This window comes from Pseudomonas sp. LBUM1660, assembly GCF_059695935.1.
The window spans coordinates 3,083,882-3,110,252 of sequence record NZ_CP166795.1; the positions used below are offsets into that span (position 1 = coordinate 3,083,882).

The 26,371-nt window shown below is 58.9% G+C and carries 24 protein-coding genes and 1 pseudogene; 8 read left to right on the plus strand and 17 right to left on the minus strand.

All coding sequences use genetic code 11. The annotated features are described in order from the left end of the window. Positions 1-194 precede the first annotated feature (194 nt). A complete protein-coding gene (locus ACA068_RS14610) occupies positions 195-377 on the minus strand; it encodes a DUF6026 family protein (RefSeq protein WP_077747795.1) in 183 nt (60 codons plus the stop codon). Positions 378-649: 272 nt separating this feature from the next. On the opposite strand from ACA068_RS14610, the gene gnd reads away from it, so the two are divergent. From gnd to ACA068_RS14625, 3 genes are read left to right on the plus strand one after another with little or no spacing between them, the layout of a single operon-like run. Beyond that, positions 650-1,630 carry a phosphogluconate dehydrogenase (NAD(+)-dependent, decarboxylating) gene (gene gnd, locus ACA068_RS14615; protein WP_497310440.1) on the plus strand — a complete coding sequence of 327 codons (981 nt, stop codon included), beginning with the start codon at positions 650-652 and terminating at the stop codon, positions 1,628-1,630. Next, a complete protein-coding gene (gene zwf / locus ACA068_RS14620) occupies positions 1,627-3,150 on the plus strand; it encodes a glucose-6-phosphate dehydrogenase (RefSeq protein ID WP_497310441.1) in 1,524 nt (507 codons plus the stop codon). The genes gnd and zwf overlap by 4 nt, the downstream gene beginning before the upstream one ends. Further along, on the plus strand, positions 3,147-3,971 hold the full coding sequence (locus ACA068_RS14625) for an HAD family hydrolase (RefSeq protein WP_497310442.1): 825 nt from the start codon (positions 3,147-3,149) through the stop codon (positions 3,969-3,971). The genes zwf and ACA068_RS14625 overlap by 4 nt, the downstream gene beginning before the upstream one ends. Before the next feature lie 98 nt (positions 3,972-4,069). Here ACA068_RS14625 and nhaB read toward each other — a convergent pair whose 3' ends face one another. The 3 genes from nhaB to ACA068_RS14640 all read right to left on the minus strand — a co-directional run bounded on the left by nhaB (position 4,070) and on the right by ACA068_RS14640 (position 7,481). Next, on the minus strand, positions 4,070-5,572 hold the full coding sequence (nhaB, locus tag ACA068_RS14630) for a sodium/proton antiporter NhaB (protein WP_497310443.1): 1,503 nt from the start codon (positions 5,570-5,572) through the stop codon (positions 4,070-4,072). 77 nt (positions 5,573-5,649) lie between these two features. Then, on the minus strand, positions 5,650-6,939 hold the full coding sequence (locus tag ACA068_RS14635) for an NHL repeat-containing protein (RefSeq protein WP_497310444.1): 1,290 nt from the start codon (positions 6,937-6,939) through the stop codon (positions 5,650-5,652). A gap of 275 nt (positions 6,940-7,214) precedes the next feature. Continuing rightward, the gene (locus ACA068_RS14640; protein WP_497310445.1) at positions 7,215-7,481 is read right to left on the minus strand and encodes a hypothetical protein; all 267 of its coding nucleotides are present in this window, start codon (positions 7,479-7,481) and stop codon (positions 7,215-7,217) included. A 342-nt stretch (positions 7,482-7,823) separates the two neighbouring features. Between ACA068_RS14640 and ACA068_RS14645 the strand changes: the two genes are divergently transcribed. Further along, positions 7,824-9,149: a sigma-54 dependent transcriptional regulator gene (locus ACA068_RS14645; RefSeq protein WP_497310446.1), complete on the plus strand. Its 1,326-nt coding sequence runs from the start codon at positions 7,824-7,826 to the stop codon at positions 9,147-9,149. Between the two features lie 172 nt (positions 9,150-9,321). On the opposite strand, the gene fapF is transcribed toward ACA068_RS14645, so the two are convergent. From fapF to ACA068_RS14690, 9 genes and pseudogenes are all read right to left on the minus strand, one after another. Then, positions 9,322-10,602 carry a fibril amyloid transporter FapF gene (gene fapF, locus ACA068_RS14650; protein ID WP_497310447.1) on the minus strand — a complete coding sequence of 427 codons (1,281 nt, stop codon included), beginning with the start codon at positions 10,600-10,602 and terminating at the stop codon, positions 9,322-9,324. A 46-nt stretch (positions 10,603-10,648) separates the two neighbouring features. After that, positions 10,649-11,401, minus strand: a complete 753-nt coding sequence (gene fapE / locus ACA068_RS14655) for a fibril amyloid subunit FapE (protein WP_497310448.1) — start codon at positions 11,399-11,401, stop codon at positions 10,649-10,651. A 33-nt stretch (positions 11,402-11,434) separates the two neighbouring features. Next, complete coding sequence (gene fapD / locus ACA068_RS14660) at positions 11,435-12,115, minus strand: fibril amyloid maturation endopeptidase FapD (protein WP_497310449.1); 681 nt, start codon at positions 12,113-12,115, stop codon at positions 11,435-11,437. A 62-nt stretch (positions 12,116-12,177) separates the two neighbouring features. Beyond that, positions 12,178-13,605 (minus strand): amyloid-like fimbrin subunit FapC, encoded by a 1,428-nt coding sequence (gene fapC, locus ACA068_RS14665; protein WP_497310450.1) that lies wholly within the window; start codon positions 13,603-13,605, stop codon positions 12,178-12,180. Between the two features lie 52 nt (positions 13,606-13,657). Continuing rightward, positions 13,658-14,230, minus strand: a complete 573-nt coding sequence (gene fapB, locus ACA068_RS14670) for a fibril amyloid subunit FapB (protein ID WP_497310451.1) — start codon at positions 14,228-14,230, stop codon at positions 13,658-13,660. Position 14,231: 1 nt separating this feature from the next. Further along, entirely contained in the window at positions 14,232-14,669 is a 438-nt protein-coding gene (fapA, locus tag ACA068_RS14675) for a functional amyloid chaperone FapA (RefSeq protein ID WP_497310452.1), read from the minus strand. 330 nt (positions 14,670-14,999) lie between these two features. After that, positions 15,000-15,522 (minus strand): annotated as a pseudogene (locus tag ACA068_RS14680) (AAA family ATPase). Then, positions 15,519-16,082, minus strand: coding sequence for a nicotinamide riboside transporter PnuC (pnuC, locus tag ACA068_RS14685; protein ID WP_497310453.1), 564 nt, complete (start codon positions 16,080-16,082; stop codon positions 15,519-15,521). Before pnuC ends, ACA068_RS14680 begins: the two are co-directional and overlap by 4 nt. A 237-nt stretch (positions 16,083-16,319) precedes the next feature. Next, on the minus strand, positions 16,320-17,954 hold the full coding sequence (locus ACA068_RS14690; RefSeq protein ID WP_497310454.1) for a methyl-accepting chemotaxis protein: 1,635 nt from the start codon (positions 17,952-17,954) through the stop codon (positions 16,320-16,322). A 291-nt stretch (positions 17,955-18,245) separates the two neighbouring features. On the opposite strand from ACA068_RS14690, the gene ACA068_RS14695 reads away from it, so the two are divergent. Further along, positions 18,246-19,076, plus strand: a complete 831-nt coding sequence (locus ACA068_RS14695; RefSeq protein WP_497310455.1) for an undecaprenyl-diphosphate phosphatase — start codon at positions 18,246-18,248, stop codon at positions 19,074-19,076. Then, positions 19,073-19,504 carry a DUF1294 domain-containing protein gene (locus tag ACA068_RS14700; protein ID WP_497310456.1) on the plus strand — a complete coding sequence of 144 codons (432 nt, stop codon included), beginning with the start codon at positions 19,073-19,075 and terminating at the stop codon, positions 19,502-19,504. The genes ACA068_RS14695 and ACA068_RS14700 overlap by 4 nt, the downstream gene beginning before the upstream one ends. An 11-nt stretch (positions 19,505-19,515) precedes the next feature. Here ACA068_RS14700 and ACA068_RS14705 read toward each other — a convergent pair whose 3' ends face one another. Both ACA068_RS14705 and ACA068_RS14710 read right to left on the minus strand, forming a co-directional pair. Continuing rightward, a complete protein-coding gene (locus ACA068_RS14705) occupies positions 19,516-19,875 on the minus strand; it encodes an MmcQ/YjbR family DNA-binding protein (RefSeq protein WP_497310457.1) in 360 nt (119 codons plus the stop codon). Continuing rightward, complete coding sequence (locus ACA068_RS14710; protein ID WP_109630931.1) at positions 19,872-20,780, minus strand: LysR substrate-binding domain-containing protein; 909 nt, start codon at positions 20,778-20,780, stop codon at positions 19,872-19,874. Before ACA068_RS14710 ends, ACA068_RS14705 begins: the two co-directional genes overlap by 4 nt. Positions 20,781-20,910: 130 nt before the next feature. On the opposite strand from ACA068_RS14710, the gene ACA068_RS14715 reads away from it, so the two are divergent. Both ACA068_RS14715 and ACA068_RS14720 read left to right on the plus strand, forming a co-directional pair. Then, positions 20,911-21,522 carry an FMN-dependent NADH-azoreductase gene (locus ACA068_RS14715; RefSeq protein ID WP_077747806.1) on the plus strand — a complete coding sequence of 204 codons (612 nt, stop codon included), beginning with the start codon at positions 20,911-20,913 and terminating at the stop codon, positions 21,520-21,522. Between the two features lie 168 nt (positions 21,523-21,690). Beyond that, entirely contained in the window at positions 21,691-22,728 is a 1,038-nt protein-coding gene (locus ACA068_RS14720; RefSeq protein WP_497298975.1) for an alpha/beta hydrolase family protein, read from the plus strand. Positions 22,729-22,903: 175 nt separating this feature from the next. Here ACA068_RS14720 and ACA068_RS14725 read toward each other — a convergent pair whose 3' ends face one another. Both ACA068_RS14725 and ACA068_RS14730 read right to left on the minus strand, forming a co-directional pair. Next, the gene (locus ACA068_RS14725) at positions 22,904-24,091 is read right to left on the minus strand and encodes an MFS transporter (RefSeq protein WP_497310458.1); all 1,188 of its coding nucleotides are present in this window, start codon (positions 24,089-24,091) and stop codon (positions 22,904-22,906) included. A gap of 264 nt (positions 24,092-24,355) precedes the next feature. Continuing rightward, positions 24,356-25,945, minus strand: a complete 1,590-nt coding sequence (locus tag ACA068_RS14730; RefSeq protein ID WP_140668786.1) for an ABC-F family ATPase — start codon at positions 25,943-25,945, stop codon at positions 24,356-24,358. Between the last annotated feature and the right edge of the window lie 426 nt (positions 25,946-26,371).

The following is a 26,371-nucleotide window of genomic DNA, read 5'->3' on the forward strand; positions in this document are numbered from 1 at the left end:
AGCCAGGAAATCACGTCGACCCGTCGGGAGTCTTCCATGTTGCCGACGAACGAAAGCCGCGCGGATACCGAGCGGCCATAATGAGCCGGAGTATCAACACTTCGATGTGAAAACTTTGTGAGTTGCCGCAAACGGCAAGGCGGGGAGGCGGTGTCGGAAACAGCAGGGGGCTGTTTCCGAATCAAGCGTAGAGATCAGGCGTGAGGCGCGCGCGCAGTGACGGGCAAGGGCTGAGCCGAAGAGCTTTGTGTGAGTAAGCGCAGCTGCGCGAGCTCCTGCTTCAACAGGTCGCGCTCTTCTTTCAACTGGCGCAATTCATCACGACGGATCGTGACGTAAAGGGTTTGTGCTGGCCGTGCTGCTTGTACTGTGCCCATTGCTCACCTCGCAAATGGCGTGCATCAACTGTAAAACCGCCCCGACATCGGGTGCTGAATTACTATCGGCGCCGATTTTGATTTCTTTTGCCCCCGAAGGGAACTTTTTTATTTTTCATGGTCGTTGTGTCTTGGGTTCGATTTTCGACGTTATCAGTCAGGATCGGGCACAATGCCCGGAAACTTCACGCCAACGCTCTGGACTAACCCACATTAGTCGCGTTGGGCTATAACCTTTGACACACATTATTTGTAGTAGGGAGCATCAGCACATGCAACTCGGGATTATTGGACTGGGCCGCATGGGCGGAAATATTGCGCGTCGCCTGATGCTCAACGGGCATACCACCGTTGTTTACGACCGTAATACCGCCTTCGTCGACACCTTGGCCGCAGAAGGCGCCAAGGGCGTCATCGACCTGCCGGCGCTGGTCGCAGGCCTGGCCAAGCCACGTGCGGTGTGGGTCATGCTGCCGGCCGGCGCACCGACCGAAGACACCATCGACACCCTGAGCACCTTGCTCGAAGCCGGCGACACCATCATCGACGGCGGCAACACCTTCTATAAGGACGACATCCGCCGGGCGAAAACCCTGTCGGAGAAAGGCCTGCACTACATCGACGTCGGCACGTCCGGCGGCGTCTGGGGCCTGGAGCGCGGGTACTGCATGATGATCGGCGGCGAAGCCGAGGTGGTGAAACGCCTTGACCCGCTGTTCGACAGCCTGGCCCCTGGCATGGGCGATATCCCGCGCACCAAGGACCGCAAGTCGGAAGATGATCGCGCCGAGCGCGGTTACATCCACGCCGGCCCTGCAGGCTCTGGCCATTTCGTGAAGATGATCCACAACGGCATCGAGTACGGAATGATGCAGGCCTTCGCCGAAGGCTTCGACATCCTCAAGACCAAGGCCAGCACCAACCTGCCGGAAGATCAGCGTTTTGACCTGAACGTGGCCGACATCGCCGAAGTCTGGCGCCGTGGCAGCGTTGTGTCGTCGTGGTTGCTCGACCTGACCGCCGACGCACTGGCCAGCGATCCGAAACTCGACGGGTACGAAGGTGCAGTGGCTGACAGCGGTGAAGGCCGCTGGACCATCGAAGCCGCCATGGAGCAATCGGTGCCCGTACCGGTGCTGTCGAACTCGCTGTTCTCGCGCTACCGTTCGCGCGGCCAAGGCACCTTTGGCGACAAAATTCTCTCGGCCCAGCGCTTCGGCTTCGGCGGCCATGTGGAGACTTCGAAAAAATGACCCGTCTGATCCGCAATAAATCCAAGGCAGAACCCGCACCGCCGACCACGCTGTTTTTGTTCGGTGCCCATGGTGACCTGGTCAAGCGCTTGCTGATGCCGGCGCTGTACAACCTGAGTCGCGACGGTCTGCTTGGCGATGGACTGCGGATCATCGGTGTTGACCACAACGCCATCAGTGATGAAGCCTTTGCGCAGAAGCTCGAAGATTTCATCCGCACCGAAGCGGCCAGCAAAGTCGGCAAGGGCGACGAAGCCCTTGACCCGACGCTGTGGGCCAAACTGGCCAAAGGCATCAGCTACGTCCAAGGCGATTTCCTGGACGACAGCACTTATCAGGCGCTGGCGGCGAAAATCGCCGCCAGCGGCACGGGCAACGCGGTGTTCTATCTGGCCACCGCGCCACGGTTCTTCAGTGAAGTGGTGCGCCGCCTCGGCGCCGCCGGCTTGCTGCAAGAGACGCCCGAAGCGTTCAGAAGGGTGGTGATCGAAAAACCGTTCGGCTCCGACCTGCACACCGCTGAAGCGTTGAACGCCTGTTTGCTCAAGGTCATGTCGGAAAACCAGATCTACCGGATCGATCACTACCTGGGCAAGGAAACCGTGCAGAACATTTTGATCAGCCGGTTCTCCAACAGCCTGTTCGAAGCGTTCTGGAACAACCATTACATCGACCACGTACAGATCACCGCCGCCGAAACCGTCGGCGTAGAAACCCGTGGCAGTTTTTATGAACACACCGGCGCCTTGCGGGACATGGTGCCCAATCACCTGTTCCAGTTGCTGGCGATGGTGGCGATGGAACCGCCGGCAGCCTTTGGTGCTGACGCGGTCCGTGGCGAGAAAGCCAAAGTGGTCGGCGCGATACGTCCGTGGTCCACGGAGGAGGCGCGGGCCAACTCGGTGCGTGGCCAATACGCGGCCGGCGAACTCAATGGCAAATCCTTGGCGGGTTATCGCGAGGAAGCCAACGTCGCGCCCGACAGCAACACCGAAACCTATGTCGCGCTCAAAGTCATGATCGACAACTGGCGCTGGGTCGGCGTGCCGTTCTACCTGCGCACCGGCAAGCGCATGAGCGTGCGTGACACCGAGATCGTCATCTGCTTCAAGCCTGCACCCTACGCGCAGTTCCGCGATACCGAGGTCGATGAGCTGCAACCGACCTACCTGCGGATTCAGATTCAGCCCAACGAAGGCATGTGGTTCGACCTGTTGGCCAAGCGGCCCGGGCCGGCCCTGAAAATGGCCAACATCGAATTGGGTTTTGCCTACAAGGATTTCTTTGAGATGCAGCCGTCCACCGGCTACGAAACGCTGATCTACGATTGCCTGACCGGTGATCAGACGCTGTTCCAGCGCGCCGACAACATCGAGAACGGCTGGCGCGCCGTGCAGCCATTCCTCGACGCATGGCAGCAGGACGCGAGCGTGCAGCGCTATCCGGCGGGCGAGAACGGCCCGCAGGCGGCTGATGAACTGCTGGTCCGCGACGGTCGCGTCTGGCACAGCCTCGGATGAGTGACGTCACGCCACAACCCATCCGTTTTCTATTGAGCGACATGGACGGCACGTTGCTGCTGCCCGATCACAGCCTCAGTCAGCGCACCATCGAGGCTGTCCGTTCGTTACGTGAGGCTGGCGTGCTGTTCAGCCTGGCTACTGGGCGTCCACCGAAAGCCATGCTGCAGCAGATCGAAGCCCTCGGTGTCGACCTGCCGACGGCGGCATTCAATGGCGGCACGATCGTCCATCCGGACGGCAGCTTGCTGGTCGCGCATTATTTGCCGGCCACGGCTGCGCTGACGGCGTTGGCGCTGTTTGCCGATCAGCCGGAGGTTGAAATCTGGGTATTCAGTGGCGGTGACTGGTTGCTGAAGGACCCGAACGGGCCGATGGTCCCGCGCGAGCAGCACGGCCTCGGCTATCCGCCGGTGGTGGTCGAGAGTTTCGAGCCGTACCTGACGCGCATCGACAAGATCGTCGCCACCAGCAACAACACGCAACTGTTGATCGAACTGGAAGCGCAGTTGCTGCCGAAAGTGGAAGGCCAGGCACAAGTCTCTCGGTCGCAACCGGTGTATCTGGACGTGACGGCGATGCAGGCCAACAAGGGCGCCGCACTGGCGACACTGGCGGAGTTTCTGGGTGTGCCGCTGGAGCAGACTGCCGCGATGGGCGATGGCGGCAATGACCCGGCGATGTTTCATCGTGCCGGGTTGTCGATTGCCATGGGGCAGGCGGAAGAGGCGGTGAAGCGCCAGGCCGACGTGATGACAGGTCCCAATACCGAAGACGGCGCGGCCCAGGCGATCGAGCGGTATATCCTCAACGCGGGTTAAACCGCGTTATCGTTCTTCGCGGGCAAGCCTCGCTCCTACAGATCCACCGCTGACCTGTAGGAGCGCGGCTTGCCCGCGTAGGCGTCAAACCTGCTAACTCAAAGCCAGAAACTGACGGCGTACCAACCCAGCACACCCATTACCACCGTATACGGCAACGCCATCCACACCATCCGCCCATACGACAGGCGAATCAGCGGCGCAATCGCCGACGTCAGCAAAAACAGAAACGCCGCCTGGCCATTAGGCGTCGCCACGCTCGGCAGGTTAGTGCCGGTATTGATCGCAATGGCCAGCGTTTCGAAGTGCTCACGGCTCATGTGCCCGGAGATGAACGCCTGTTTCACTTCGGTGATGTAAATGGTCGCCACAAACACGTTATCGCTGATGGCCGACAGCAAACCGTTGGCAATGAACAACATGCCCGGCTGCTGATCTGCCGGCAGCGCCAGCACCCACTGGATCAGCGGCGTGAACAGCTGCTGATCGTGAATAACCGCCACCACCGCAAAAAACACCACCAGCAACGCTGTGAATGGCATGGCGTCCTTGAACGCGTTGCCGATGCGGTGCTCGTCGGTAATGCCGGTGAAGGAAGTGATCAGCACGATTACCATCAAGCCGATCAGGCCGACTTCAGCGATATGAAGCGCCAGCCCTGCAATCAGGATCAACGCCGCGGCGCCTTGCACCAGCAAGGCTGCGCGTTGGCGTGCAGTGCGTTCAGCGTTGTCTTCGGCCGCATAGTTGGACAGCACCGCGCGCACGTTGTCCGGCAGCAGCGTGCCGTAACCGAACCAGCGCAGTTTCTCCAGCAGCACGCACGTCACCAGGCCCGCTGCCAGCACCGGCAGCGACACCGGGGCAACTTTCAGGAAAAACTCGGCGAAGTGCCAGCCCATTTCATGGCCGATCAACAGGTTCTGCGGCTCGCCGACCAGCGTGCAGACGCCGCCCAATGCCGTGCCCACGGCGCCGTGCATCAGCAGGCTGCGCAGGAAAGCACGGAACTGTTCGAGGTCGTCATGGTGCAGTTTGGGCAGGTGCTGGTCATCACTGAACTCACTGTCCTGACGCGGATCATTGCCCGAGGCGACGCGGTGATACACCGAATAAAAGCCTACGGCGGCACTGATGATCACCGCCGTCACCGTCAGAGCATCGAGGAACGCCGACAGGAACGCCGAGAGAAAGCAGAACATTAAGGCCAGCAGAGGCTTGGAACGAACCCCCAGCAATAGGCGCGAGAACAGAAACAGCAGCAGGTCTTTCATGAAGTAGATGCCCGCCACCATGAACATCAGCAGCAGGATGACCGGAAAGTTGTGTACCAGTTCGTTATAGAGTGCCTGGGGCGTGGTCATTTTCAGCAGTAGCGCTTCAATCAGCAGCAACCCGCCCGGCATCAGCGGATAACATTTGAGCGCCATGGCCAGGGTGAAGATGAACTCCAGCACCAGCAGCCAACCGGCCGCCACCGGACCGACTGTCCACAACACCAGGGCGTTGAGAATCAGGAAGCCGACAATGCTCGCCTTGTACCAGCGGGGTGAGTGGCCTAGAAAGTTGTGCGTGAAAGCCTGGGCCATTGAACCGGACATCGGCTACTCCTTGTATTAAGAAGCGCGCAACTTGCCGTAAGCCGAAGGGAAGATCAAGTGTGGGAAAAGTCGTTGGCCTAACCGAGATAGCGGACCACAACCGCCCGGTAGTTGCCGTCCAGCGAATAACCGCCTACGACAATGCCTCCATCCGCCTGAACGGCCACTGACGTGGCTGTGTCCAGGCTGCGGCCCAGACGGGTGCGAACCCAGCAAGTGCCCTCGGCAAAGCCAGGATCGAGTTGTCCGCCAGGTAAATACCGGGCCAGCAGAAAGTCGGTTTCGACGCCGCCAATCGTGGCGCCAACCGCCAGCACGCGACCGTCCGGCTGGAGTTGGGCGGCGTTCCACTGGCAGCCGCTGCGGCCGATTTTCAGCAGGTGTGGCTGGCCCCCGTTGCAATGAGCGTTCGGGCGACCGTTGCTGTGCAGTGTCAGCGCCAGGCAATGCATCGGGTCGCGGCTGCTGCCAAAACAATGCCAATCGCCATTTTGCTGCTCGACGATCTGGCTGACCTGAGCGCTGTGACCCGAGACATTGAAGGTCATGAAACCATCCACGGCGAAGTGGTCATCCAGGCTGCCGTCGGGGAGGTAGCGCGCCAGCAAGCCTTCCTCAGGGAAGTTGATCGATCCGCCGACCATTATCCGACCATCCCGCTGCACCATCAGGCTGCTGAGCCAGGTGTTCATCAGCAAATGCCTGACCATGACAAAGCCGCGGCCGTTGAAGGAGGTATCGAGCTCGCCAGTGTCGGTGAGGCGAATTAGCAGGCCCACGTGATCGGCCAGTTCGAAAGGGTGATTGGCCAGCAGCAGGATTCGGCCGTCAGCCTGTACCTGGACGTCGCAGACTTCGGCCCCCGGCACGCCGGGAGGGAGCCAGGCGTCGCGCACGCCCTGCGACAGATTCCCCGGCAGGCGTATGACGCAGTATCCGTTGTCGCCAAAGTCCCTCACCGGGTGACCTTGCGCGTCGAACAGCGCCAAGGCCGGCAGCGTTCGGTGAGCGTCTTCATAGTGCAAGCCGGCGACCAGGATGTTCCCGTCGTCCAATATGAGGACTTTACCCGCCATGGCCTCATGACCGCGTTGAAATTGCCCGATGACGCTGCCATGAGTGCCGAATGCCAGGTCTGCCGAACCGTCTTCAAGCAAGCGAGCCAGGCCAAAGCAATGGCCGCTTCGAGTGCCGACTTTCGCCGCCACCAGTACGCGACCGCTCGAATCGATCGCCACGCCGTTGGCGATGCTCGACGTACTGCCGGCGAAATACACCTGGGTTTTGCCATTGGAGGCGAAGGTTTTATCGAGGTGGCCCGCCGAGTACTGCGCTGCAGGTCGGGCAAAAGCAGTCTGGTGGGGCATGCGCGCATCTCCTTGCGAGCTGACCGGAACCCGGGGGCCGGGTGGGCAACTGCGTGTGCAAATATTCAATCCCTGAACGCTCGATTGCACAACTGTCACAAGTAACAGGTGGAGGGTCGCTTTGTGCCAGAACAGTGTCTTTTCGAACCACTGACAAGCCTGCCAAGTAATTCGTGGAGGTCAAGTTGGAATGGGGGGGCGCAGTGACTACCGAAAGGAGTCCGATAAAATAAAGGAGAACAGGCGGATGACACTTAAGTCATCCGCCAACGTCCTTAGTGCGGCATCGACCACGATTGCAGCGTGTAACCTTCCTCGCTCAATTCGGCGCGAGCTTGCTCCAGTCGAAGTTCAAGTTGCGTCGGGTCTGTGTAGGCACTGCACGGAATCTGTGCGCGGCCGATGTGGGTAATGGTGCGGTCGATGATGGTCAGGCAGAGTTCGCCATTGCCGTCTTGTGGGGCCCAGGCCACGCATTGAAAAGGTTGGAATGCGCGGTTGGCAATCAAAAGAGCTTCGTTGATACGGAGCGGGGCGGTCATGGGATCTTCTCTCTATATGCCCAATCAAGTGACAGGCCGTCGGTTGGGCTTACCGTTCGGCTGGTTACTTGTACTGATGCCCTCAACCGGGGGTCAGGTCACACACAATCAAAAGAAATTTCAACTTTCTTTCATATACTCAGTGCAGGGTCGATTTTTGAACGCTGAATGAAAGGTTGAATTCGTTAGGTAACTAACAAACTTGTTCTTATAACTAATAACGCGACGTCCCTATAATCAAACGGTACAAGGGTGCGTCAAATTCTTGCTAATGTTACAGCCAGATCCGCCAAACGACTGTTTTTAATACTATTTCCTAAAGTTTGGCGTCAAGGAACAGTCATGATCGAAACGCCTGCGTTACGACGTCTGTTAGTAGTTGATCCCTGTGACGACTGCCATCGTCTGTTGCCGGGTCTTCGCTCTGTGGGCTGGGATGTTGACAGCTGTTCCCTGGAGAACGCCGCCGACCGGACGTGCGACGTTGGCCTTCTGCGATTACAACCCTTTCATCTGGAACGCCCGGAAGCCGTCAAAGAACTGATCAGCCGCAGCGGTACCGAGTGGATCGCCGTACTCAACCAGGAAGTCCTGCGCCTGCAAAATGTCGGGGATTTTGTTTGCGAATGGTTTTTTGACTTCCATACCTTGCCGTTTGACGTCTCCCGGGTGCAAGTCACGCTGGGCCGGGCGTTCGGCATGGCGCGCCTGCGTGGGCAGGGCACGATTCATATCGATCAGCCTGAGCACGAGCTGCTTGGCGACAGCAAGCCGATTCGCGAGCTGCGCAAATTACTGAGCAAGCTGGCGCCCACGGAGTCTCCGGTATTGATTCGTGGTGAAAGCGGCACTGGTAAAGAACTGGTCGCCCGCACGCTCCATCGACAATCCCAGCGTCACAGCAAACCTTTCGTGGCGATCAATTGCGGGGCAATTCCCGAACACTTGATCCAGTCCGAGCTGTTCGGCCACGAGAAAGGTGCCTTTACCGGCGCCCACCAACGCAAGGTCGGTCGAATCGAGGCGGCGAATGGCGGCACACTGTTTCTCGATGAGATCGGTGACCTGCCACTCGAGTTGCAAGCCAATCTGCTGCGTTTCCTGCAGGAAAAACACATCGAGCATGTCGGCGGCAGCCAGCCGATTCCGGTGGACGTGCGGGTGTTGGCGGCGACTCACGTCGACCTTGAAGCTGCGGTTGAGAAAAAAAGCTTTCGTGAGGATTTGTACTACCGCCTCAATGTACTGCAAGTCGTCACCGCGCCCCTGCGTGAGCGCCATGGTGACTTATCGATGTTGGCCAACCACTTTTCCCACTTCTACAGCCATGAAACCGGCCGACGCCCCCGCAGCTTCAGCGACGATGCCTTGATTGCCATGGGCAAGCATGACTGGCCAGGCAATGTTCGCGAGTTGGCCAACCGGGTACGTCGCGGGCTGGTACTGGCCGAAGGCCGGCAGATCGAAGCGCGAGACCTTGGGCTGATCAGCCAGCACACCATTCCCGCGCCGATGGGCACGCTGGAAGACTACAAGACCCGCGCTGAGCGCCAAGCCTTGTGCGATGTACTCAACCGCCACAGCGATAATTTGAGCAATGCCGCCAAGGTGCTGGGGATATCCAGGCCGACCTTCTACCGTTTGTTGCACAAGCATCAGATCCGTTAGACGCAAGGTTAAAAGCTCGCAGCCTCGTTTCACTCGACAGCTCCTACATTGGAATGCGTTCATCCTGTAGGAGCTGTCGAGTGAAACGAGGCTGCGATCTTTTGCTGTTCAACACACACATACACAAAGCCCCGCTGGGATTGAAGTCGCAGCGGGGCTTTGTTGTTGTGGATCAGAAGTAGTACGGGAATTTCAGGCTGAAGGAAAAGTCTGGCGAGTCGTCGGTCAGGCCGATGGCCAGGTTGGGAACGATCGTCAGGTTATCGGTGGCGGCCAGGGTCATGCCGATGTTGAAGTTGGCCGAGTTGTAATCACTGTTGGATATCGACTGCCAATCACCACCGTCCGGCCTGATCTTGCTCTTGCGGGCGAACTGATCGGTGAACGAGAACGACATACTCATCTTCTCGTTCAGCGCGAAGGCAATGCCGGCGCCGATCTGCCAGGAATCGCCCAGCTTCACGTCCCCTTTCACCTTGGAGCCGACCTGAGGGCTGATGTCGCTGAAAGAGTCCTGCACGTTGTAGGTGTAGGACAGGCTGCCGAACAGCACGGCAGGGTCGAAGGTCTTGACCAGCGAGATGCCCGGTGTGATCGACCAAACACCATTGCCGGTAGGCAAGTCCTCGGGTACCGCGAGGTTGTCGTTGTTCGGATCTTCGACCAGTTTGATGCCGTAAGGGTCATCCCCGGTCGGTGCCTTGACGCGCAGAGTTGCGACCGCGTCGGGCAGGTTGGCCGACTCATCCAGAAACTTGTAGGCAACGCCAACGTTCACATCGCCGATGGTCGGGTCGCGAGTAACGGTTGCGTCAGACGTCACCGGGCCTGCGCCACCAGCGCCACCGGAGGAATACGTCGATTCGCGATAGACCACGGGGACGTTAATGTCGAACTGCCAGCGCTGTGCCACGTTGTAGCGGGCGGTCAGGTCCAGGGTCCAGTTGTCGGCCTTGATGCGGTCGAGGTTGATGTTGCCGAGAAAAATCGAGTCCAGTGCAAGGAAGCCGTTGAGCGTTAAGGCGCGGGTATCGTAGTGCGTGTAGGTCAGGCCGGTTTCGACGCTGAACTTGCCGCCACCGAAGAAACCGCTGGCTTCGTCATACAGGTTGGAAACGCTTTGCGCAGGCTCCGAATCGTCCTTGAGCGATTGGCCATATGAACTGCCTGTGGTTCCCGGCGCACCAGCGGCCACGGCCTGGCCACCCCTGGTCGGTTCTGCGGGGGATTTGGTCAGGCGTTTGGGAGCTGGTGTCGCCGGTGCTTCTTCGACTTGGCGAACGCGTTGCTCAAGTACCATCAGCGCGTTCTGTTGTGCTTCGTAACGCTGTTTCAACTCCATGAGTTCTTGTTTTAGGATTTCGACCTGGGGGTCCGGTGCTGCGTATAGCATTGTGGCCGGGGCCAGGCTACTCAAACATACGAAAGCTCTGAACGTTAAAGATCGTTGCATTGGTTAGCCGTCCCTTCTGACTACATCTGATGAGACTGAGCGTAGATCAGAATCCGAGAGTGCGAAGACCTTTGAGCTGGTCCAGATTGCCGCTCACCGATCCCGCTGTCGGCACGTTGTCACGCAACACGACATTGAAGGACGTGACGTTGCGGACCTGGTTGCTGCTGCCGAGCAACGTCGTATTCTGCATCAGCCCACCCTGGGCCAGGCGTTGTACGGTACTGCCCTGGTTGTTGTTGGCGACGATGTTGAATTGCACACCCGTACCGGTCGAGGAAACGCTGAGCGAGCCCGCGCCATTGGCGCCGACCAGCGTCGAGCCTGAGGCCAGTGCCTGGCCCTGCTGTTGCGTTGCTGGCGCCTGGTTGGCCTTTGTGACGTTGATATCAACGTTGTTGTAGGCCGTATTGTTGTCGCCGGCAGCCCGCACGACTTGAGTGACGCCTTCGGTGGTATTGAGGCCGCTGCCGCCAGTGACGGTACCGGTGCCCGTACTGGAGCCTTGCGAACGCGTTGATCCATTACCTTTTTCATCGATCATCGACACATAGAACTGCGGCTTGATAGTCGATTGTTGAATTTGCATCGAGGACGTTGCCCCGATCACTTCACCATTGGCATTTTGCCAAGTGCTGGTCATGGCAATGCCGAAACTGATGATCCGTCCCGGCATGACATAGCGGCCACGCAGGGTTGCCAACTCCTGATCCTTAAGTTCAATGGGTTTGAACGTCTGCGCCTGGGTCGGCAGGCTGGCGGCCAGGCAGACCACGGCCAGCCAGATTGGAGTCTTCATAAGATGCTCCCGGAGCGTCGTGCTCCCTTGTTATTAGAAGAAGTCGCTTTGGATGAATCCAAAATCCATCAACTCTGCGTCTTGCACCGGGCTGAAGGCATTGACGCGGTTCCTGGCGGTCAGCGGCATGGGCGGGTCGAGCAACGCATTGGTTTTGTCGTAGCCCTGGCCAATGACGGCAAAGATGATGCCGTTCCAGCCTTTGATGAAATCGTCGACTTTGTAACGTTTATGGCCGAGTACCGGATCTCCGATGTAGACCCAGCCCTGATGGACTCTTTGCATGACCACAAAGTGTTTGTAGCCACGGATATCCATGAGGACCACCACCGGAATTCTGATGTCACTCAACGTTTCCGGTGCTACCCGATAGCCTCGGGCTCGCATGCCGATGCTTTCCACGTAACGCTTCATGTCGAGCATGGAGAAGCCCTGGACACGGACAAGGTCTTGATCGGAGTTAGCCAGCATGCCTTCGATGATCTGTTCTTCATTCACGTCCAGCCAATAGGCTTGGCGCAAGATGGTCGCCAGCGCAGCAGCGCCGCAACTGAAGTCGGTTTTCTGTTGTACCAGGTCGGCGAATTTGCGCTCGCGAACGCTCTGGATCGGCTTGTACACCAACGCGCCGCCCGGAAGGATGGACAGCGGCATTTGTGCAGCCTCGATCACGCTGGCCACGCAAAGCAAAACTGCCAAGGCGATAATGCGCATGGTGGGACGCCCTCTGGTGGTGTTGAAAAAGGCCCCCGTAAGGGGGCCTCCAGAGACAGCATTTAGAACGATTGGTTGGAGATGGCCAACGAGTTGCTTTGTTGGTTACCCACACCAGCCGCCACGTTGACGCCCAGGTTGCCACTGCCGCCATTCACCGAACCGCTCAGGGTTGCAGTGTTGGTCACAGGGTTGGCCCAGCCAGTTGGAGTCAGCACTTGATAAGAGTAGGTGTTGCTCAAATCATAAGAGCTGCTTTCACTGTAGCTTTTCGCTTTTGCGTACTCAGACTCGGACGATTTACTGCCCGATTTTTCGTACGAGGAGTCAGACGACTTCGTGTACGACTTGTCGTAGGATTTTTCGAACGACGAATCGCGAGACCTGTCGTAGGAAGAATCGCGCGATTTGTCGTACGAGGATTCGTGCGATCTGTCATACGACTTGTCTATCGATGCATCAAGCGTTGCGTCGAGCGATGCGTTAAACGATGCGTCGGAAGAACTGCTGCGAGTGCGGTCGCCCCAGCCATTATTGACGGTAGAGGAGTTGGAAGCCGCCGCAGTAGCGTCCAACGTAGCGTTCAACGAAGCATTCAACGAAGCACTCGAAGAACCGCTTGCACTGCTGCTGTTGGAACCGCTGGCATTGCTGCTGTTGGAACCGCTCGCATTACTGCTGTGAGAACCGCTTATATCAACGCTTTTTGAACCGCTGGCGTCATAGCTTTTGGAACCGGCTTTGTTCCAGCTGGAAGAAGCGCTTTGACTGCCGCTCGCTTCAAACGACTTATCTTTAGAGAAACTGCCGCTCGCCGTATTGGTAACGGTGATGGTATCCACACGATAAGTCCGATCAGCGTTGTTGTTCACAACCAGGCCAGGACCGTTTTGAACGGCGGACGCGGTGGCGGTTGCGTTACCCAGTGGTGCGTTGGCGTTGGCAATTGCCATGGTGTTTTTCTGCTGGTTCAGATCGCCGCCAGCAATGTTGATACCCATGTTGCCGCTGCTGCCGCCGCCGGATCCGCTCATCACGGCAGAGTTGGTCGTGCCAAAGTTGTCGACGCGGTTATTGTTGCTGACTTGCCTCACGTCAGCGGTGGCAGTGGCCATGCCGAACACAAAGCTGTTGTCGATCGCGGCGTTGTCAGAGGCTGCGTTGGCGATGGCGGCGGCGTTGTCTTGCTGGTTGCCGGCACCGGCCGCCACGTTGACGCCGACGTTGCCGCTCGCGCCTGCGGCCGAACTGCTCATCTCGGCCGAGTTTTCTGTCCCTTCATTCCAGATGCTATTGCCGGTACTGTTCTGCCGGTCGTTCGCATTGGCAGTCGCGTTGATTGGGACCATTCTTGCAGGAGGGGTTTGTTGGCCGCCGTTGTGATGACCATTGTGGTTGCCACGCCGATCGTTTTGCCCAGCTTGTACAGCAACAGCCATGACCGCAGCAATTGCGAAAACCAGAGGCTTTAGTGCCATCGAAGGTTTCATGGTGATTCTCCGTACTTATTTTAGGTTAAGTGTTGTTTCCTACCTTTTTGGGTCAATCCGCGACCCGTACGCTCAGGGTGTTGGCCGTTCGGTTTCCCACCCCGGCGCTCTGATTCAACTGGATCACCCCACGGCTACCGGTGAAAGCCTGGTCACTGGTAGTGACCTGGCGAAAGCCTGGTGCAGAGTCAGTTGGATCGGAGTTGTTGAGCAGCGCCACGTTCTGTTGCATGAGGACGCTGTCGTCGATACTTTGCGGCTGCGTACTGATGCTGATACGCAGTGCGTTGGCTTGCTGGTTGCTCGCGCCCGTGCTCTGGTTGACACCCAGTACGCCGTTGCCGTGGCTGAAGGAGTCGCCCTGTATGTTGGACTGGGCATCAATTCTGGGGTCGACTTGTGTGTGCAAACGCTGGCGAATCTGAGTGGTCGCACTGGCGTTGGTACCAATGGCGATCGCCCGGGCGTTGGCCTGTTGCTGAAAATCGCCCGCCGCCTGGTTGACTGTGAGGTTGCCTTGGTACTGCATGCCCGAACCGTCGATGCTGGCGTTGTTGATGACGGGAGGTTGGGCAAAGGTCGATGCACTGCAAAACATAGCGATCATCAGCAGCGAACGATTCATCTTAACGGTCTCCCGTCATGATTTTCAGAGCACCCAGGCCTTGCTGGACGTTTGAATTGACCATATTGGCAATACCGTTGCCCGCATTTCCCGAACGTCCGGCAGGGAGGTTGGAAAGTTGGCTCTGGTTGCTGATGTTGCCGCCCAGGTTGTTGGTGTTCTGAGTGACCAGGCGGTTGATGCCTGCACCACTGGCAACGTTGGCAAAGTCGCCGTCGCTCAATTCGTTTGTTTGCTGGAGGATTTGTCTGGACGGGTTGGCGTTGACGGTCGTGGGGTTAGGGTCGGGAATCAACGGTGGAATAGTTGCGTTGCGCGGTTGGACATCACGTTTGATAAGAATGATGCCGTTTTCAGCCTGTACAGGCAGGCAGACACTTGAGCCCAGTGCGCATCCGATCAGCAGGAAGCTAAAGATGCGCTTATCAAATTTCCCCACGGCGGCAATTCCTTCTGTAAGTGAACGCTGGCCCTTATCAGCGTTGCGAGGTAGAGAGCAGAAGGTGTGCCGCTTTCTGGTTTTCTTTTATAAACAGTGGGTTGGATTTAATTGTCGAGGTAGTCAAAAAAATTTTGTAACGCCACTGAGACAGAGCCACGCCAAAGCGCGGCCGATGCGGGCGGCATTGCTCGTCAGGGGCGTTGAAGGCTGGTTGTATCAGTGGCTTAACACTTTCTGGCTGGAACACTCGGGGTGCTTTAGCACGCGGGTTTGCGCAGGAATGGGTGTTTCAGGAGTGGACAGTTGCGGCAGGGCGGGTTCTGCGGGTCAGGCGTTGAGCAAGCGCGTCACTGCTTCGAATGCCGCGTCCTTGCGCTGTTTCCAGTCACCTTGCAATACCTGACAAGGTTGGCGGTGCAGGTCAAGCCATTCACGGCTGGCCTGGAAAAACGCCTGGCTCTGCCAGTTGCGGTTGGCAACGCTGCCCGTCGTCATGCCAAGGCACAGTTTCAGGGCTCAGCAGCAAATGCAGGTCGTAGTGCCGTGCCAGCAATGCTTGCTCTATCCATGTCGGGCAAGCGCCAAACAAGGTGCAACTCCAAAGGATATTACTCAAGAGGTGCGTATCGAGAATCAGCAGTGACGGTTGCCTGGCACGTGCTTCGTCTTCCCAGGTCAGCTGGCCATGCGCAATCGCTGAAATGTCATCGTAGCGGGTTTCGCGGGCTTCGCTTTCGATAAAGTGCCGAACGTACTCACCGACCAATATGCCGCCAAAATTGGCGTGAATCTCGCCTGAAAGCCAGCTTTTACCGCTGGATTCCGGGCCCGCGAGCACCAGCACCTTCATGCGCGCAAGGCCGGGTCGGCGCGCCATTCACGCCAACCTTGAACGGCCAGCAGCAGGAACAGTGCATAGAGGGCGGCGGTCAAGTACATGTCTTTATAAATGAACAGCCCGACGAAAATCACATCGACGGCGATCCACAACGGCCAGCATTGCACGCGTTTTTGCGCCATCCATAACTGCGCCACAAGGCTGAACCCGGTCAGCGCGGCGTCAAGCCACGGCTGGGCGGCATCTGTCCAGTGCGCCATGGCGGCGCCCAGCAGCAGACTGCCGAGGGCGCCGGCCGCAAGGCCCAATGCTATCGATTTCCCATCGAGCCGGCTGACCTGCCGGCCGGTATTCGCCTCACCCGCGCGGGTCCATTGCCACCAGCCGTAGAGCTGCAGAGCGGCGTAGATCACTTGCAGGAGCATGTCCGAATACAGCTTCACTTCAAAAAAGATCCAGCTATAAAGCAGCACCATGACCAGGCCGATGGGCCAGCACCAAGGGTTCTGTTTGACCGTCAACCAGACGGCAATCACGCCGAGGGTGGCGGCAAACAGTTCAAGCCCGGACATGGAGGTTCCTTGGGGAAAACGAAAGAGGGTGGCGGATTGTACCGGCAGGCGACGCCAAGTAGAACCGGCTCACGCGGTCTGTAGCAGCTGCCGAGCAGCGTGAGGCTGCGTTCGGCGACGCAGTCGTCGTGAAATCAGCCCCCGCGGTTTACCAGTAAAACCGCGTTCGCAGGGTTTACGACGACTGCGTCGCCGAACGCAGCCTCGCGCTGCTCGGCAGCTGCTACAAGGGCGTTGTTACACCCGGAACTGTTTGAGCAGGCCGTTCAACTGCTCGCTCAAATCCTTGAGCCGCACACTGGCCACGCTCGACTGCTCCGCTGCCAGCGCGGTGCTGTGGGATAACCCCGCGGCCTGGGTGACGTTCTGATTGATGTCTTCCACCACATGGGCTTGTTGCAGGGTCGCACTGGCGATCGATGCGTTCAGCCCGTTGAGGTTGCGCAGCGCCTGGCCGATTGCATTCAGGCTGGCGCCGGCCAGACCGGCCTGTTCGATGGTCAGTTGCGAGGCTCGGCTGCTGTCGCCGATCACTTTGACCGCCGCTTCGGAGTGCGTTTGCAGGCGTTCGATCATCGACTGGATTTCCGCCGTGGACTTCTGGGTACGCTGGGCCAACAGGCGCACTTCATCGGCCACCACCGCAAAGCCTCGACCTTGCTCACCCGCACGGGCGGCCTCGATGGCGGCGTTGAGGGCCAGCAGGTTGGTTTGCTCGGCGATGGAGCGGATCACCTCCAGGACACTGCCAATCTGGGTGCTTTCAGCCGCCAGGGTGCGAATCACTTCCACGGCTTGATCGATGGTGCCGGACAGTTTGTCGATCTGCTGCAAGCTGCCATCAATGTTGATCTGCCCCTGCTGCGCCTGGGATTCGGCATCGCGCATTTCGCTGGCCGCATGCTCGGCATTCTTGGCCACGTCCTGCACGCCATAAGTCACTTCGTTGATCGCGGTCGCCACCAGCTCCATTTGCTGGGACTGTTGCTGACTGCGTTGCTGGGCCTGGGTGGCGTCGTTGCCCAGTTCTCTGGACGACTGTCCCAGGGCACTGGCGGACACTTGCAACTCACTGATGACCAGGCGCAGTTTGGCGGTAAAGGCATTGAAATGCCGGGCCAACTGAGTGACTTCATCCTGGCCATGGGTGTCGAGGTTGCGGGTCAGGTCGCTTTCACCGCTGGCGATATTGGCCATGGCGTTCACCGTGGCCTGCAGCGGACGCACGATGCTGCGAGCGATCATGATCACCAGCAACGCCATGATCAGCGCAATCACCAGGCCGACAAAAGACGCTTTCCAGACCTGGCCATAGAACTCGGCCTGCATGTCATCGATGTACACGCCGGAGCCGATCACCCAGCCCCAAGGTTCGAACAATTTGACGTAGGAGGTTTTTCCGACCGGGTCGCTGGCGCCCGGCTTAGGCCAGCGGTAGTTGACCGTGCCAGCGCCTTTCGCCTTGGCGACGGCCACCATTTCGTTGAACAGTGCAAAACCGTCCGGGTCGCGGATTGCCGAGAGGTTCTGCCCATCGAGTTTTGGGTTGGCGGGGTGCATCACCATCACTGGCGTCAGATCGTTGATCCAGAAATAGTCGTTCTGGTCATAACGCAGCCCGCGCACGGTGGTCAGGGCCTGCTTCTGAGCGGCATCGCGGGTGAGCGTGCCGGCGGTTTCCAGGCCGTGGTAGTAAGTCAGAATGCCGCTGGCGGTCTGCACCACGTGCTGGGTTTTCTGGGCTTTTGCTTGGTAAAGGTCGCTATGGGTCTGCTTGAGCATCAACACGCCCAAAGTCAGTAACATCACCACCGACACGACCAAGATGAGCCACAAGCGTCGGCTGATCGACACACTGCGCAAGCTGTTCATAACGCTGTCACTCCGATTTCTTTTTCTTGTAATAAACGATTGCCAGCATCCAACCATGCTTTGCCGGTCGGGCATATGCGACCCAAGTCTCATTACGCGGCAGCGTTATCCGGGCTTGTCTGATAGGATTTCGGCCCCGCGCGGAAAAACCTGAATCCAAGTTGATTTTTCACGGAATTTTTACCGCTCCGTCTGGATCCTTTGCGCGCGGGACTTCAGCTACGCTTGGCGCGATGAACGCTTAAAAAAAACTAATGGGGCATGCCTTGGCGCATCGCCTTTGGGGGATTGATGGAACTTTGGACCGCCTTGCAGGCATTGATTCTAGGCGTTGTAGAAGGGCTGACGGAGTTTTTGCCCATTTCCAGTACCGGCCACCAAATCATTGTGGCGGACTTGCTCAACTTTGGTGGCGAGCGCGCCATGGCCTTCAATATCATTATCCAGCTCGGGGCGATCCTTGCGGTGGTGTGGGAGTTTCGCCGCAAGATCTTCGACGTGGTCGTCGGCTTGCCGACACAACCAAACGCCCGGCGTTTTACCGCAAACCTGTTGATCGCTTTCCTGCCCGCAGTGGTGTTGGGGGTGATTTTTGCCGATCTGATCCACGAATACCTGTTCAACCCGATCACCGTAGCCACGGCCTTGGTCGTGGGTGGGGTCGTGATGTTGTGGGCGGAGCAGCGTCAGCACGAAGTGCATGCCCACACGGTCGACGAAATCACCTGGAAAGACGCCTTGAAAGTCGGTTTCGCCCAGTGCCTGGCCATGATTCCCGGGACCTCGCGTTCTGGCTCGACCATCATTGGCGGCTTGTTGTTCGGGCTGTCGCGCAAGACGGCCACCGAGTTCTCGTTCTTCCTGGCGATGCCGACCATGGTCGGTGCGGCGGTGTATTCAGGCTACAAATACCGCGACCTGTTCGTGCCGGCTGATCTTCCGGTGTTCGCGATCGGGTTCGTCACCGCGTTCATCTTCGCGATGATTGCCGTCAGAGGCTTGCTGGTGTTCATCGGCACTCACAGCTACGCGGCGTTCGCCTGGTATCGCATCGCGTTCGGCCTGTTCATCCTGGCCACCTGGCAGTTCGGTTGGGTCGATTGGGCCGCCGCACGCCCATGAATGACTCCAGCGCGCGCAACAACCCCGGACGCAGGTCTGGGGGCGAGCGGGTCCAGCATCCTCGGCTGAAACTGCTGGTGTTGGCGATCCTGTGCGCGCTGCCGCTGACGGGCTCGATGTCGTTGTGGCTGCAGGGGGTATCGCTGATTCCGCTTGCGGCCTACGGTATCGTCAGCGTGCTGGCGTTCTTTCTGTACTGGAGCGACAAGCGCAAGGCTCGCGCCGACAGCTGGCGGACACCGGAGAACGTGTTGCACGCGGTGGAGCTGGCGGGCGGTTGGCCGGGTGCCTTGCTGGCCCAGCAAGTGTTTCGGCACAAGACCCGCAAGGTCTCGTTTCAGCTGGTGTTCTGGCTCATTGTGCTGATGCACCAGGTGTTCTGGATCGACCAGCTGTTCCTCGGCGCCCATCTGTTTGCATTGTTCTAAAAGAAAGGATTTTAAAGCAGCAAGCTGACCTGGGTGCGCTTGGGTAGCTTGCTCACCACCAATTGGTGGGAACGTTTCAGCAACGCCTGCAGTTCCTCGGGGCCCAGCGGGTAGGGCGTTTGCATGATGATCCACTGAGCCCGCGCCAGGTACGGCGCCGGGTGAATGCCCGGGCGGTCGCAATGCCCGAGAAACAGATCCTTGTCGACCTTGAACGCCAAGGAGTCGCCGCGCAGGTTCTGCAAGGCGAACATCTTGTTTCCGGCAATCGAAAACACTCGAACGCCTCCCCATTTGTAGTCTTCCCGCGCACCGGGCAGCGCGAGACAGAATTGCGCGACGTCCTCTTCGCTCATGCGTCCAGCCTTCATATCAATCGGTCCCCACAGGCATTGAATGATTCGATCAGATGGTCGATCCAGGCCCGCACGGCCGGCATCACCCCGCGCCGATGAGGGTAGACCGCTTGCAGCCAGCCGCCAGGCAACGACCAGTCGGGCAGTAGCTGCACCAGCGAACCATTTTCCAGTTCCTGTTCGCAATACATCATCGGCAGCATGGTGAACCCCTGGCCGGCGAGCGTGCAGGCCTTGCGCACGATGAAATCGTCGATGCCCAATCGAGCTTCCAGGCTCAAGTCGTAGCTTTTGCCCTGCTGATCGAGCATGCGAATGTGCACCATGCGGTCGGCTTCCAGCGCGCCGAGCACCGGCAAGGTTTTCAGGTCTTCGGGATGGTTGATCTCACGGCCGTGCAGGAAGGCCGGGCTGGCGACCATCGCCATCTGCGCCTGGCGCAAGCGACGGGTCACCAGCAGCGGATCTTCATCGCCCAACTCACGGACACGCAGGGCGACATCGACGCCTTCGGTCACCAGGTCGACCCGGCGATTGAGCAGCATGACTTCCAGTTGTACCTGGGGGTGTTTTTCGAGGAATCGACTGATCACCGTCGGCAGCATTTCGTGGGCCAGCCCGACGGGGCAGGACACCCGCAAGCGTCCTCGGGGTTCGCTGGACATACTGGCCACGGCTTCATCGGCCATCTCGGCTTCCAGCAGCATCGCCTGACAGTGCCGCAGGTAACGTTCACCCACCGCCGTCAACTTGAGCTGCCGGGTGGTACGTTGCAGCAGGCGTGCGCCGAGGCGTTCTTCCAGCTCGGCAATGCGTCGCGACAACCGGGACTTGGGAATTCCCAGCAAACGCCCGGCTGCGGCGAAGCCGCCGGCTTCGACCACCTTGGCGAAATAGTAGAGGTCGTTGAGGTCTTGCATGATTGGAAATCCGATTGTTCTATCAGTGGGACGAACTATCGCATTGTTGCGGGCTAATCAGCTATTGGTTTCATCTGTAGGATCATCCCCATCAGATCGCCCGGTGGCGATCCTCACCTGGAGATCCCTTATGAAACTGTTGCATATCGATTCGAGCATTCTTGGTGACAACTCGGCTTCCCGTCTGCTGAGTAGCGAAGTCGTCAAAGCCTGGCAAGCCGCTGAGCCAACCGCGGTGGTGACCTACCGCGACCTGGCCGCCGATGCCATCAGCCATTTCTCCGCCACCACCCTGGTTGCCGCCGGCACCACCGCTGAACTGCGCAACGCCGCGCAACAGCACGAAGCCGAACTGAGCGCCACCACCCTGGCCGAATTCCTCGCCGCCGACGCCGTTGTTATTGCAGCGCCGATGTACAACTTCACCATTCCGACCCAACTCAAAGCCTGGATCGACCGCATCGCCGTTGCCGGTCAAACCTTCCGCTACACCGAAGCCGGCCCTGAAGGCCTGTGCGGTGGCAAGAAAGTCGTGATCGTCTCGACGTCCGGCGGTCTGCATGCCGGTCAGGCGACTGGCGTTGCGCACGAAGAGTACTTGAAGGTGCTGTTCGGCTTCATCGGCATTACCGACATTGAGTTTGTTCGCGCCCATGGCCTGGCCTACGGTGACGAAGTGCGCACCAAAGCCATGAGCGATGCTCACACGCAAATCAGCGAGCAACTGTTCGCCGCCGCGTAAGACTTGCGTAAAGAGCTCAAACAGCTCAAGCACCACCCCAAAAACTCTGTATTCTGATCACGCAAGTGCCAGATACGGAGTTTTTTGTTTCTGGTCATTACAGATTGTGGCCCGGGTTATGCAGTCGAGGGTTACCGACTCCGGTTCAGTGACAAGGTGGGGCATCCCATGGTGCGTCTTTGTGCAACGTTTCTGATATGCCTGCTCAGCAGCCTGAATTCAGTGCACGCCGCGCCTGCGCCGCATCCTCACTGGAGCGTCGGCTTCCATGAGATGAGTTTTCTCGACCCCTTGGATTTGCAGCCGATGCGCGCCATCGCGTTCTATCCCTCGAGCGACCGGGAACATACCAGCAAAATCGAGGGTTACACAGTCGAGGCAGGCGAGGACACCCGCGTCGCCATGGGCCGTTTCCCGATGCTGATGCTGTCTCACGGCAACACCGGAACCCCTCTGGCGCTGCACGACCTCGCCACCTCGCTGGCGCGCAAAGGGTTTGTGGTGGTCGCGGTGATCCATCCCGGTGACAACTCCAAAGACCACAGCCGTCTTGGTACGTTGAGTAACCTTTACGGCCGGCCCATCCAGATTTCCGAGGCCATTACCGCGACCCTGGGCGATCGCATGCTCGCGCCTTTCGTCAATGCCGACCAGGTCGGCGTGATCGGTTATTCGGCGGGTGGCGAGACCGCGTTGATCCTGTCCGGCGCAACGCCTGACCTGGATCGTCTGCGCCGTTACTGCCAGGAACGCCCGGACGACCGCGATGCCTGCAACACCCAAGGCGAGCTGATTGTCGACCGTGATGACTTGCAACCCGTGGCGGACCCGCGCGTGCATGCCTTGCTGCTGATGGCGCCGCTGAGCCTGAAATTCGGCCGCCACACCCTGGCTGACGTACATGTGCCAGTGCTGCTCTACAGCGGCGATGGCGACAAACTGGTGGCGTTCGACAAAAATGCCGCCGCCCTGGCGCGCAAACTGCCAATCGCACCGGACTTCAAATTGCTGGCGGGGGCAGGGCACTTCGTGTTCATGGCGCCGTGCAACGAAGAGCAGATCGCCGCCATGCCGGCGCTGTGCACCGATGCCGACGGCGTCGACCGCGAAGACATCCATCGCAACATGGTGTCCGAAGCCGGGCGGTTCTTCTCGCATGCACTGGGAAAGCCGACTCGGGCCGGGATGCAGACCGCGGATCAGTAATCGCCACCCATCTGTGTAGCAGCTGTCGAGCCTGCGAGGCTGCGTTCGACTGCGCAGCAGTCGTGAAATCGAGCTTCGCGGTGTTTCAGACAAAATGTAGGTGCAGATTCTACGACTGCTGCGCAGTCGAACGCAGCCTCGCAGGCTCGGCAGCTGCTACAGAGATAGCGCCCGATTAGGCCATTGCGCGGCGTTTGAGTAGCAAGGTCAAGCCGAGCCCGGTCACCGACAACAGCGCCGCACTAAAGAAAATCCACGAATACCCCAGGTTCAACGCCACCGCGCCCATCAACGGCCCGGCAATCGCCAGTGCCAGATCGAAGAACACCGCATAAGCACTCAAACCTGCGCCACGACTGGAGTTGGGCACTTGCTTGATCGCTTCAACCCCCAGCGCCGGATACACCAGCGACAGGCCGAAACCGGCCAGGCCCGCGCCGATCAGCGCATAGGCGGTGGAGGGTGCGAGCCACAGCATCACCAGGCCCACCGTTTCAATGCTCATGCAGGCAATCGCCGAGGTGAAACCGCCGAAACGGCTGATCGCTGAGATAAACACCAAGCGCGACAAAATAAAGCAGATCCCGAAAACCGTCAGACAATAGGCCGCGCCGCTCCAGCCACGGCTGACGTAATACAAGGTGATAAAGGTCGTCAGGGTGCCGTAACCGATGGAGGCCAGGCTCAGGCTGGCACCGAATGGCGCGATGCGTCCGAACACCGCCCAGAACGGCAGGCGTTCGCCGCGAATCACCGGCACCGAGGGTTTATTGCGGATCAGCAACAAGGCGGCCAGGGCCAGCAGTGACAGCGCGATCCCCAGGCTGGCAAAACCGTACTCGGCGACCATCACCACGCCCAGCGGCGCGCCGATCGCAATGGCGCCATAGGAAGCAATGCCGTTCCACGAAATCGAGCGCGCGGTGTGCTCCGCACCGACCTGGCCCATGCACCAACTGATCGTGCCCACGCCAATCAAGCCCTGGGCGATGCCGAGCAACAAGCGTCCGGCGATCAGGATCAACAGGCTCAGCAGTGGAAAGCTTTGCAGCAAGGTTGAAATCAACGTCAGCATACCGCTCAGCACAATCCCCGACAGGCCGTAAACAATCGCCCGTTTGGTGCCGATGGTGTCTGACATTCGCCCGGCCATGGGGCGGCTGAGCAGGGTGGCCAGGTATTGGGAGCCAATGGTCAGCCCGGCGATGATCGCGCTGAAACCCAGCTGTTCATGGACATAGCCAGGTATCACCGCAATCGGCAGGCCGATGCAAAGGAAGGCAATAAACGTATAGAAAACGATGGAGACGATCTGCTGGGTGATCGCCATGGAGCTTTGCGTTGGCAGTTGCTGCACAGACATGACGGCTCGTTCGCGGGCGGCGGTGGGAGAGCTGCATCATGGCTTGGGTGGGAAATAAAAGGAAGCAGGCTAACTATATCGGGCCTCGAATTTTGCTGTGCTATTGAGGGCCTCTTCGCGAGCAAGCCCGCTCCCACCTTGAAATGCGTCCCCTGTGGGAGCGGGCTTGCTCGCGAAGAGGCCCTCAGTACCAACGCATTCCTACAACCCTGAAATGCAAAAAGCCCCGTCACAAGGACAGGGCTTTTCATTTATAGCGAACGCTTAGAACACAACGCCCTGGCTACGCAGGTAGTCATCATAAGTACCGCTGAAGTCGATCACGCCGCTAGGGCTCAACTCGATGATGCGGGTGGCCAGGGACGATACGAACTCGCGGTCGTGGCTGACGAAGATCAGCGTGCCCGGGTAGTTTTCCAGCGCCAGGTTCAGCGCCTCGATGGATTCCATGTCCAAGTGGTTGGTCGGTTCGTCCATGATCAGCACGTTCGGCTTTTGCAGGATCAGCTTGCCGAACAGCATGCGACCTTGCTCACCACCGGAGATGACCTTGACCGACTTGAGGATCTCGTCGTTGGAGAACAGCATGCGGCCGAGGGTGCCGCGAACGATTTGCTCGCCGCCCTGGGTCCACTGGCCCATCCAGTCGAACAGGTTGCAGTCGTCTTCGAAGTCGTGCGCGTGGTCCTGGGCGTAGTAGCCCAGTTCTGCGGCGTCGGTCCACTTCACGGTGCCGGCATCCGGGGTCAGTTCGTTGACCAGGGTGCGCAGCAGGGTGGTTTTACCGATACCGTTCGGGCCGATGATCGCGACGCGTTCGCCAGCTTCAACCTGGAAGCTGAAGTCCTTGAACAGCGGCTTGCCGTCGAAGCCTTTGGCCATGCGCTCGACGATGACCGCCTGGCGGTGCAGCTTCTTGGTTTGTTCGAAGCGGATGAACGGGCTCACACGGCTCGAAGGCTTGACCTCGGCCAGCTGGATCTTGTCGATCGCCTTGGCGCGGGAAGTAGCCTGCTTGGCTTTCGAGGCGTTGGCCGAGAAGCGGCTGACGAACGATTGCAGCTCGGAAATCTGCGCTTTCTTCTTAGCGTTGTCCGACAGCAGTTGCTCGCGGGACTGGGTCGCCACGGTCATGTACTCGTCGTAGTTGCCCGGGAACAGACGCAACTCGCCGTAATCGAGGTCAGCCATGTGAGTGCACACGCTGTTCAGGAAGTGACGGTCGTGAGAGATGATGATCATCAGGCTGGAGCGCTGGGTCAGAATGTTTTCCAGCCAGCGGATGGTGTTGATGTCCAGGTGGTTGGTCGGTTCGTCGAGCAACAGCACTTCAGGATCGGAGAACAGCGCTTGAGCCAGCAATACGCGCAGTTTCCAGCCCGGGGACACTTCGCTCATCGGGCCGAAGTGCTGCTCGATGCCGATACCCAGGCCCAGCAGCAATTCACCGGCACGGGATTCGGCGGTGTAGCCGTCCATTTCGGCGAACTCGGTTTCCAGTTCGGCCACGGCCATGCCGTCTTCTTCAGTCATTTCCGGCAGCGAGTAGATACGGTCGCGCTCGGCTTTAACCTTCCACAGCTCTTCGTGACCCATGATCACGGTATCGATGACGGTGAATTCTTCGTAGGCGAACTGGTCCTGGCGCAATTTACCCAGACGCACGTTCGGTTCGAGCATGACCTGGCCGCCGGACGGCTCAAGGTCGCCACCGAGGATTTTCATGAAGGTCGACTTGCCGCAACCGTTGGCGCCGATCAGACCGTAGCGGTTGCCCGCGGCGAATTTGACCGAAACGTTTTCGAATAGCGGCTTGGCGCCGAACTGCATCGTGATGTTAGCTGTAGAGATCAAAGGTTTTTCCTGCGAAGCATTCAGAGTAGCTAGGGTTGCGGCAGTACCGATTCAGTACCCGTTTCCGGTATCCGAACCACGGGAAATGCATCCCGGTCAGAAGCGGAAGGTCCATCTGGCAATAAGTGGACAGCAGCAGTTGGAGCGCTTGGCCCGAGTCGAAGTGCGCTGAGACGGGGTTCATTCCCGTCATCAACCAAGGGGGGCGCGTAATGTTTGGCGGCGATTGTACTGGTCTGGCTCTTTAAACGATAGGGCGTTGAGGCCGCACGGGCGCTTTGGTGGCATCAACGGACAGATTTTCACATTTGAAGGTTAACTATTGGTTACAAAATGAGACTAATATGCCACTTTTCACCTGACGCCGACCCTCATCAGAGGCTCAAGGACGCGCCACCTGGACCGCTTTTTCGTATTCAGACGCTG

Coding starts and splice junctions, on each gene's coding strand:
- ACA068_RS14610 (WP_077747795.1), bottom strand. CDS start 377: ATGGGCACAGTACAAGCAGCACGGCCAGCACAAACCCTTTACGTCACG.
- gnd (WP_497310440.1), top strand. CDS start 650: ATGCAACTCGGGATTATTGGACTGGGCCGCATGGGCGGAAATATTGCG.
- zwf (WP_497310441.1), top strand. CDS start 1,627: ATGACCCGTCTGATCCGCAATAAATCCAAGGCAGAACCCGCACCGCCG.
- ACA068_RS14625 (WP_497310442.1), top strand. CDS start 3,147: ATGAGTGACGTCACGCCACAACCCATCCGTTTTCTATTGAGCGACATG.
- nhaB (WP_497310443.1), bottom strand. CDS start 5,572: ATGTCCGGTTCAATGGCCCAGGCTTTCACGCACAACTTTCTAGGCCAC.
- ACA068_RS14635 (WP_497310444.1), bottom strand. CDS start 6,939: ATGCCCCACCAGACTGCTTTTGCCCGACCTGCAGCGCAGTACTCGGCG.
- ACA068_RS14640 (WP_497310445.1), bottom strand. CDS start 7,481: ATGACCGCCCCGCTCCGTATCAACGAAGCTCTTTTGATTGCCAACCGC.
- ACA068_RS14645 (WP_497310446.1), top strand. CDS start 7,824: ATGATCGAAACGCCTGCGTTACGACGTCTGTTAGTAGTTGATCCCTGT.
- fapF (WP_497310447.1), bottom strand. CDS start 10,602: ATGCAACGATCTTTAACGTTCAGAGCTTTCGTATGTTTGAGTAGCCTG.
- fapE (WP_497310448.1), bottom strand. CDS start 11,401: ATGAAGACTCCAATCTGGCTGGCCGTGGTCTGCCTGGCCGCCAGCCTG.
- fapD (WP_497310449.1), bottom strand. CDS start 12,115: ATGCGCATTATCGCCTTGGCAGTTTTGCTTTGCGTGGCCAGCGTGATC.
- fapC (WP_497310450.1), bottom strand. CDS start 13,605: ATGAAACCTTCGATGGCACTAAAGCCTCTGGTTTTCGCAATTGCTGCG.
- fapB (WP_497310451.1), bottom strand. CDS start 14,230: ATGAATCGTTCGCTGCTGATGATCGCTATGTTTTGCAGTGCATCGACC.
- pnuC (WP_497310453.1), bottom strand. CDS start 16,082: ATGTCCGGGCTTGAACTGTTTGCCGCCACCCTCGGCGTGATTGCCGTC.
- ACA068_RS14690 (WP_497310454.1), bottom strand. CDS start 17,954: ATGAACAGCTTGCGCAGTGTGTCGATCAGCCGACGCTTGTGGCTCATC.
- ACA068_RS14695 (WP_497310455.1), top strand. CDS start 18,246: ATGGAACTTTGGACCGCCTTGCAGGCATTGATTCTAGGCGTTGTAGAA.
- ACA068_RS14700 (WP_497310456.1), top strand. CDS start 19,073: ATGAATGACTCCAGCGCGCGCAACAACCCCGGACGCAGGTCTGGGGGC.
- ACA068_RS14705 (WP_497310457.1), bottom strand. CDS start 19,875: ATGAAGGCTGGACGCATGAGCGAAGAGGACGTCGCGCAATTCTGTCTC.
- ACA068_RS14710 (WP_109630931.1), bottom strand. CDS start 20,780: ATGCAAGACCTCAACGACCTCTACTATTTCGCCAAGGTGGTCGAAGCC.
- ACA068_RS14715 (WP_077747806.1), top strand. CDS start 20,911: ATGAAACTGTTGCATATCGATTCGAGCATTCTTGGTGACAACTCGGCT.
- ACA068_RS14720 (WP_497298975.1), top strand. CDS start 21,691: ATGGTGCGTCTTTGTGCAACGTTTCTGATATGCCTGCTCAGCAGCCTG.
- ACA068_RS14725 (WP_497310458.1), bottom strand. CDS start 24,091: ATGTCTGTGCAGCAACTGCCAACGCAAAGCTCCATGGCGATCACCCAG.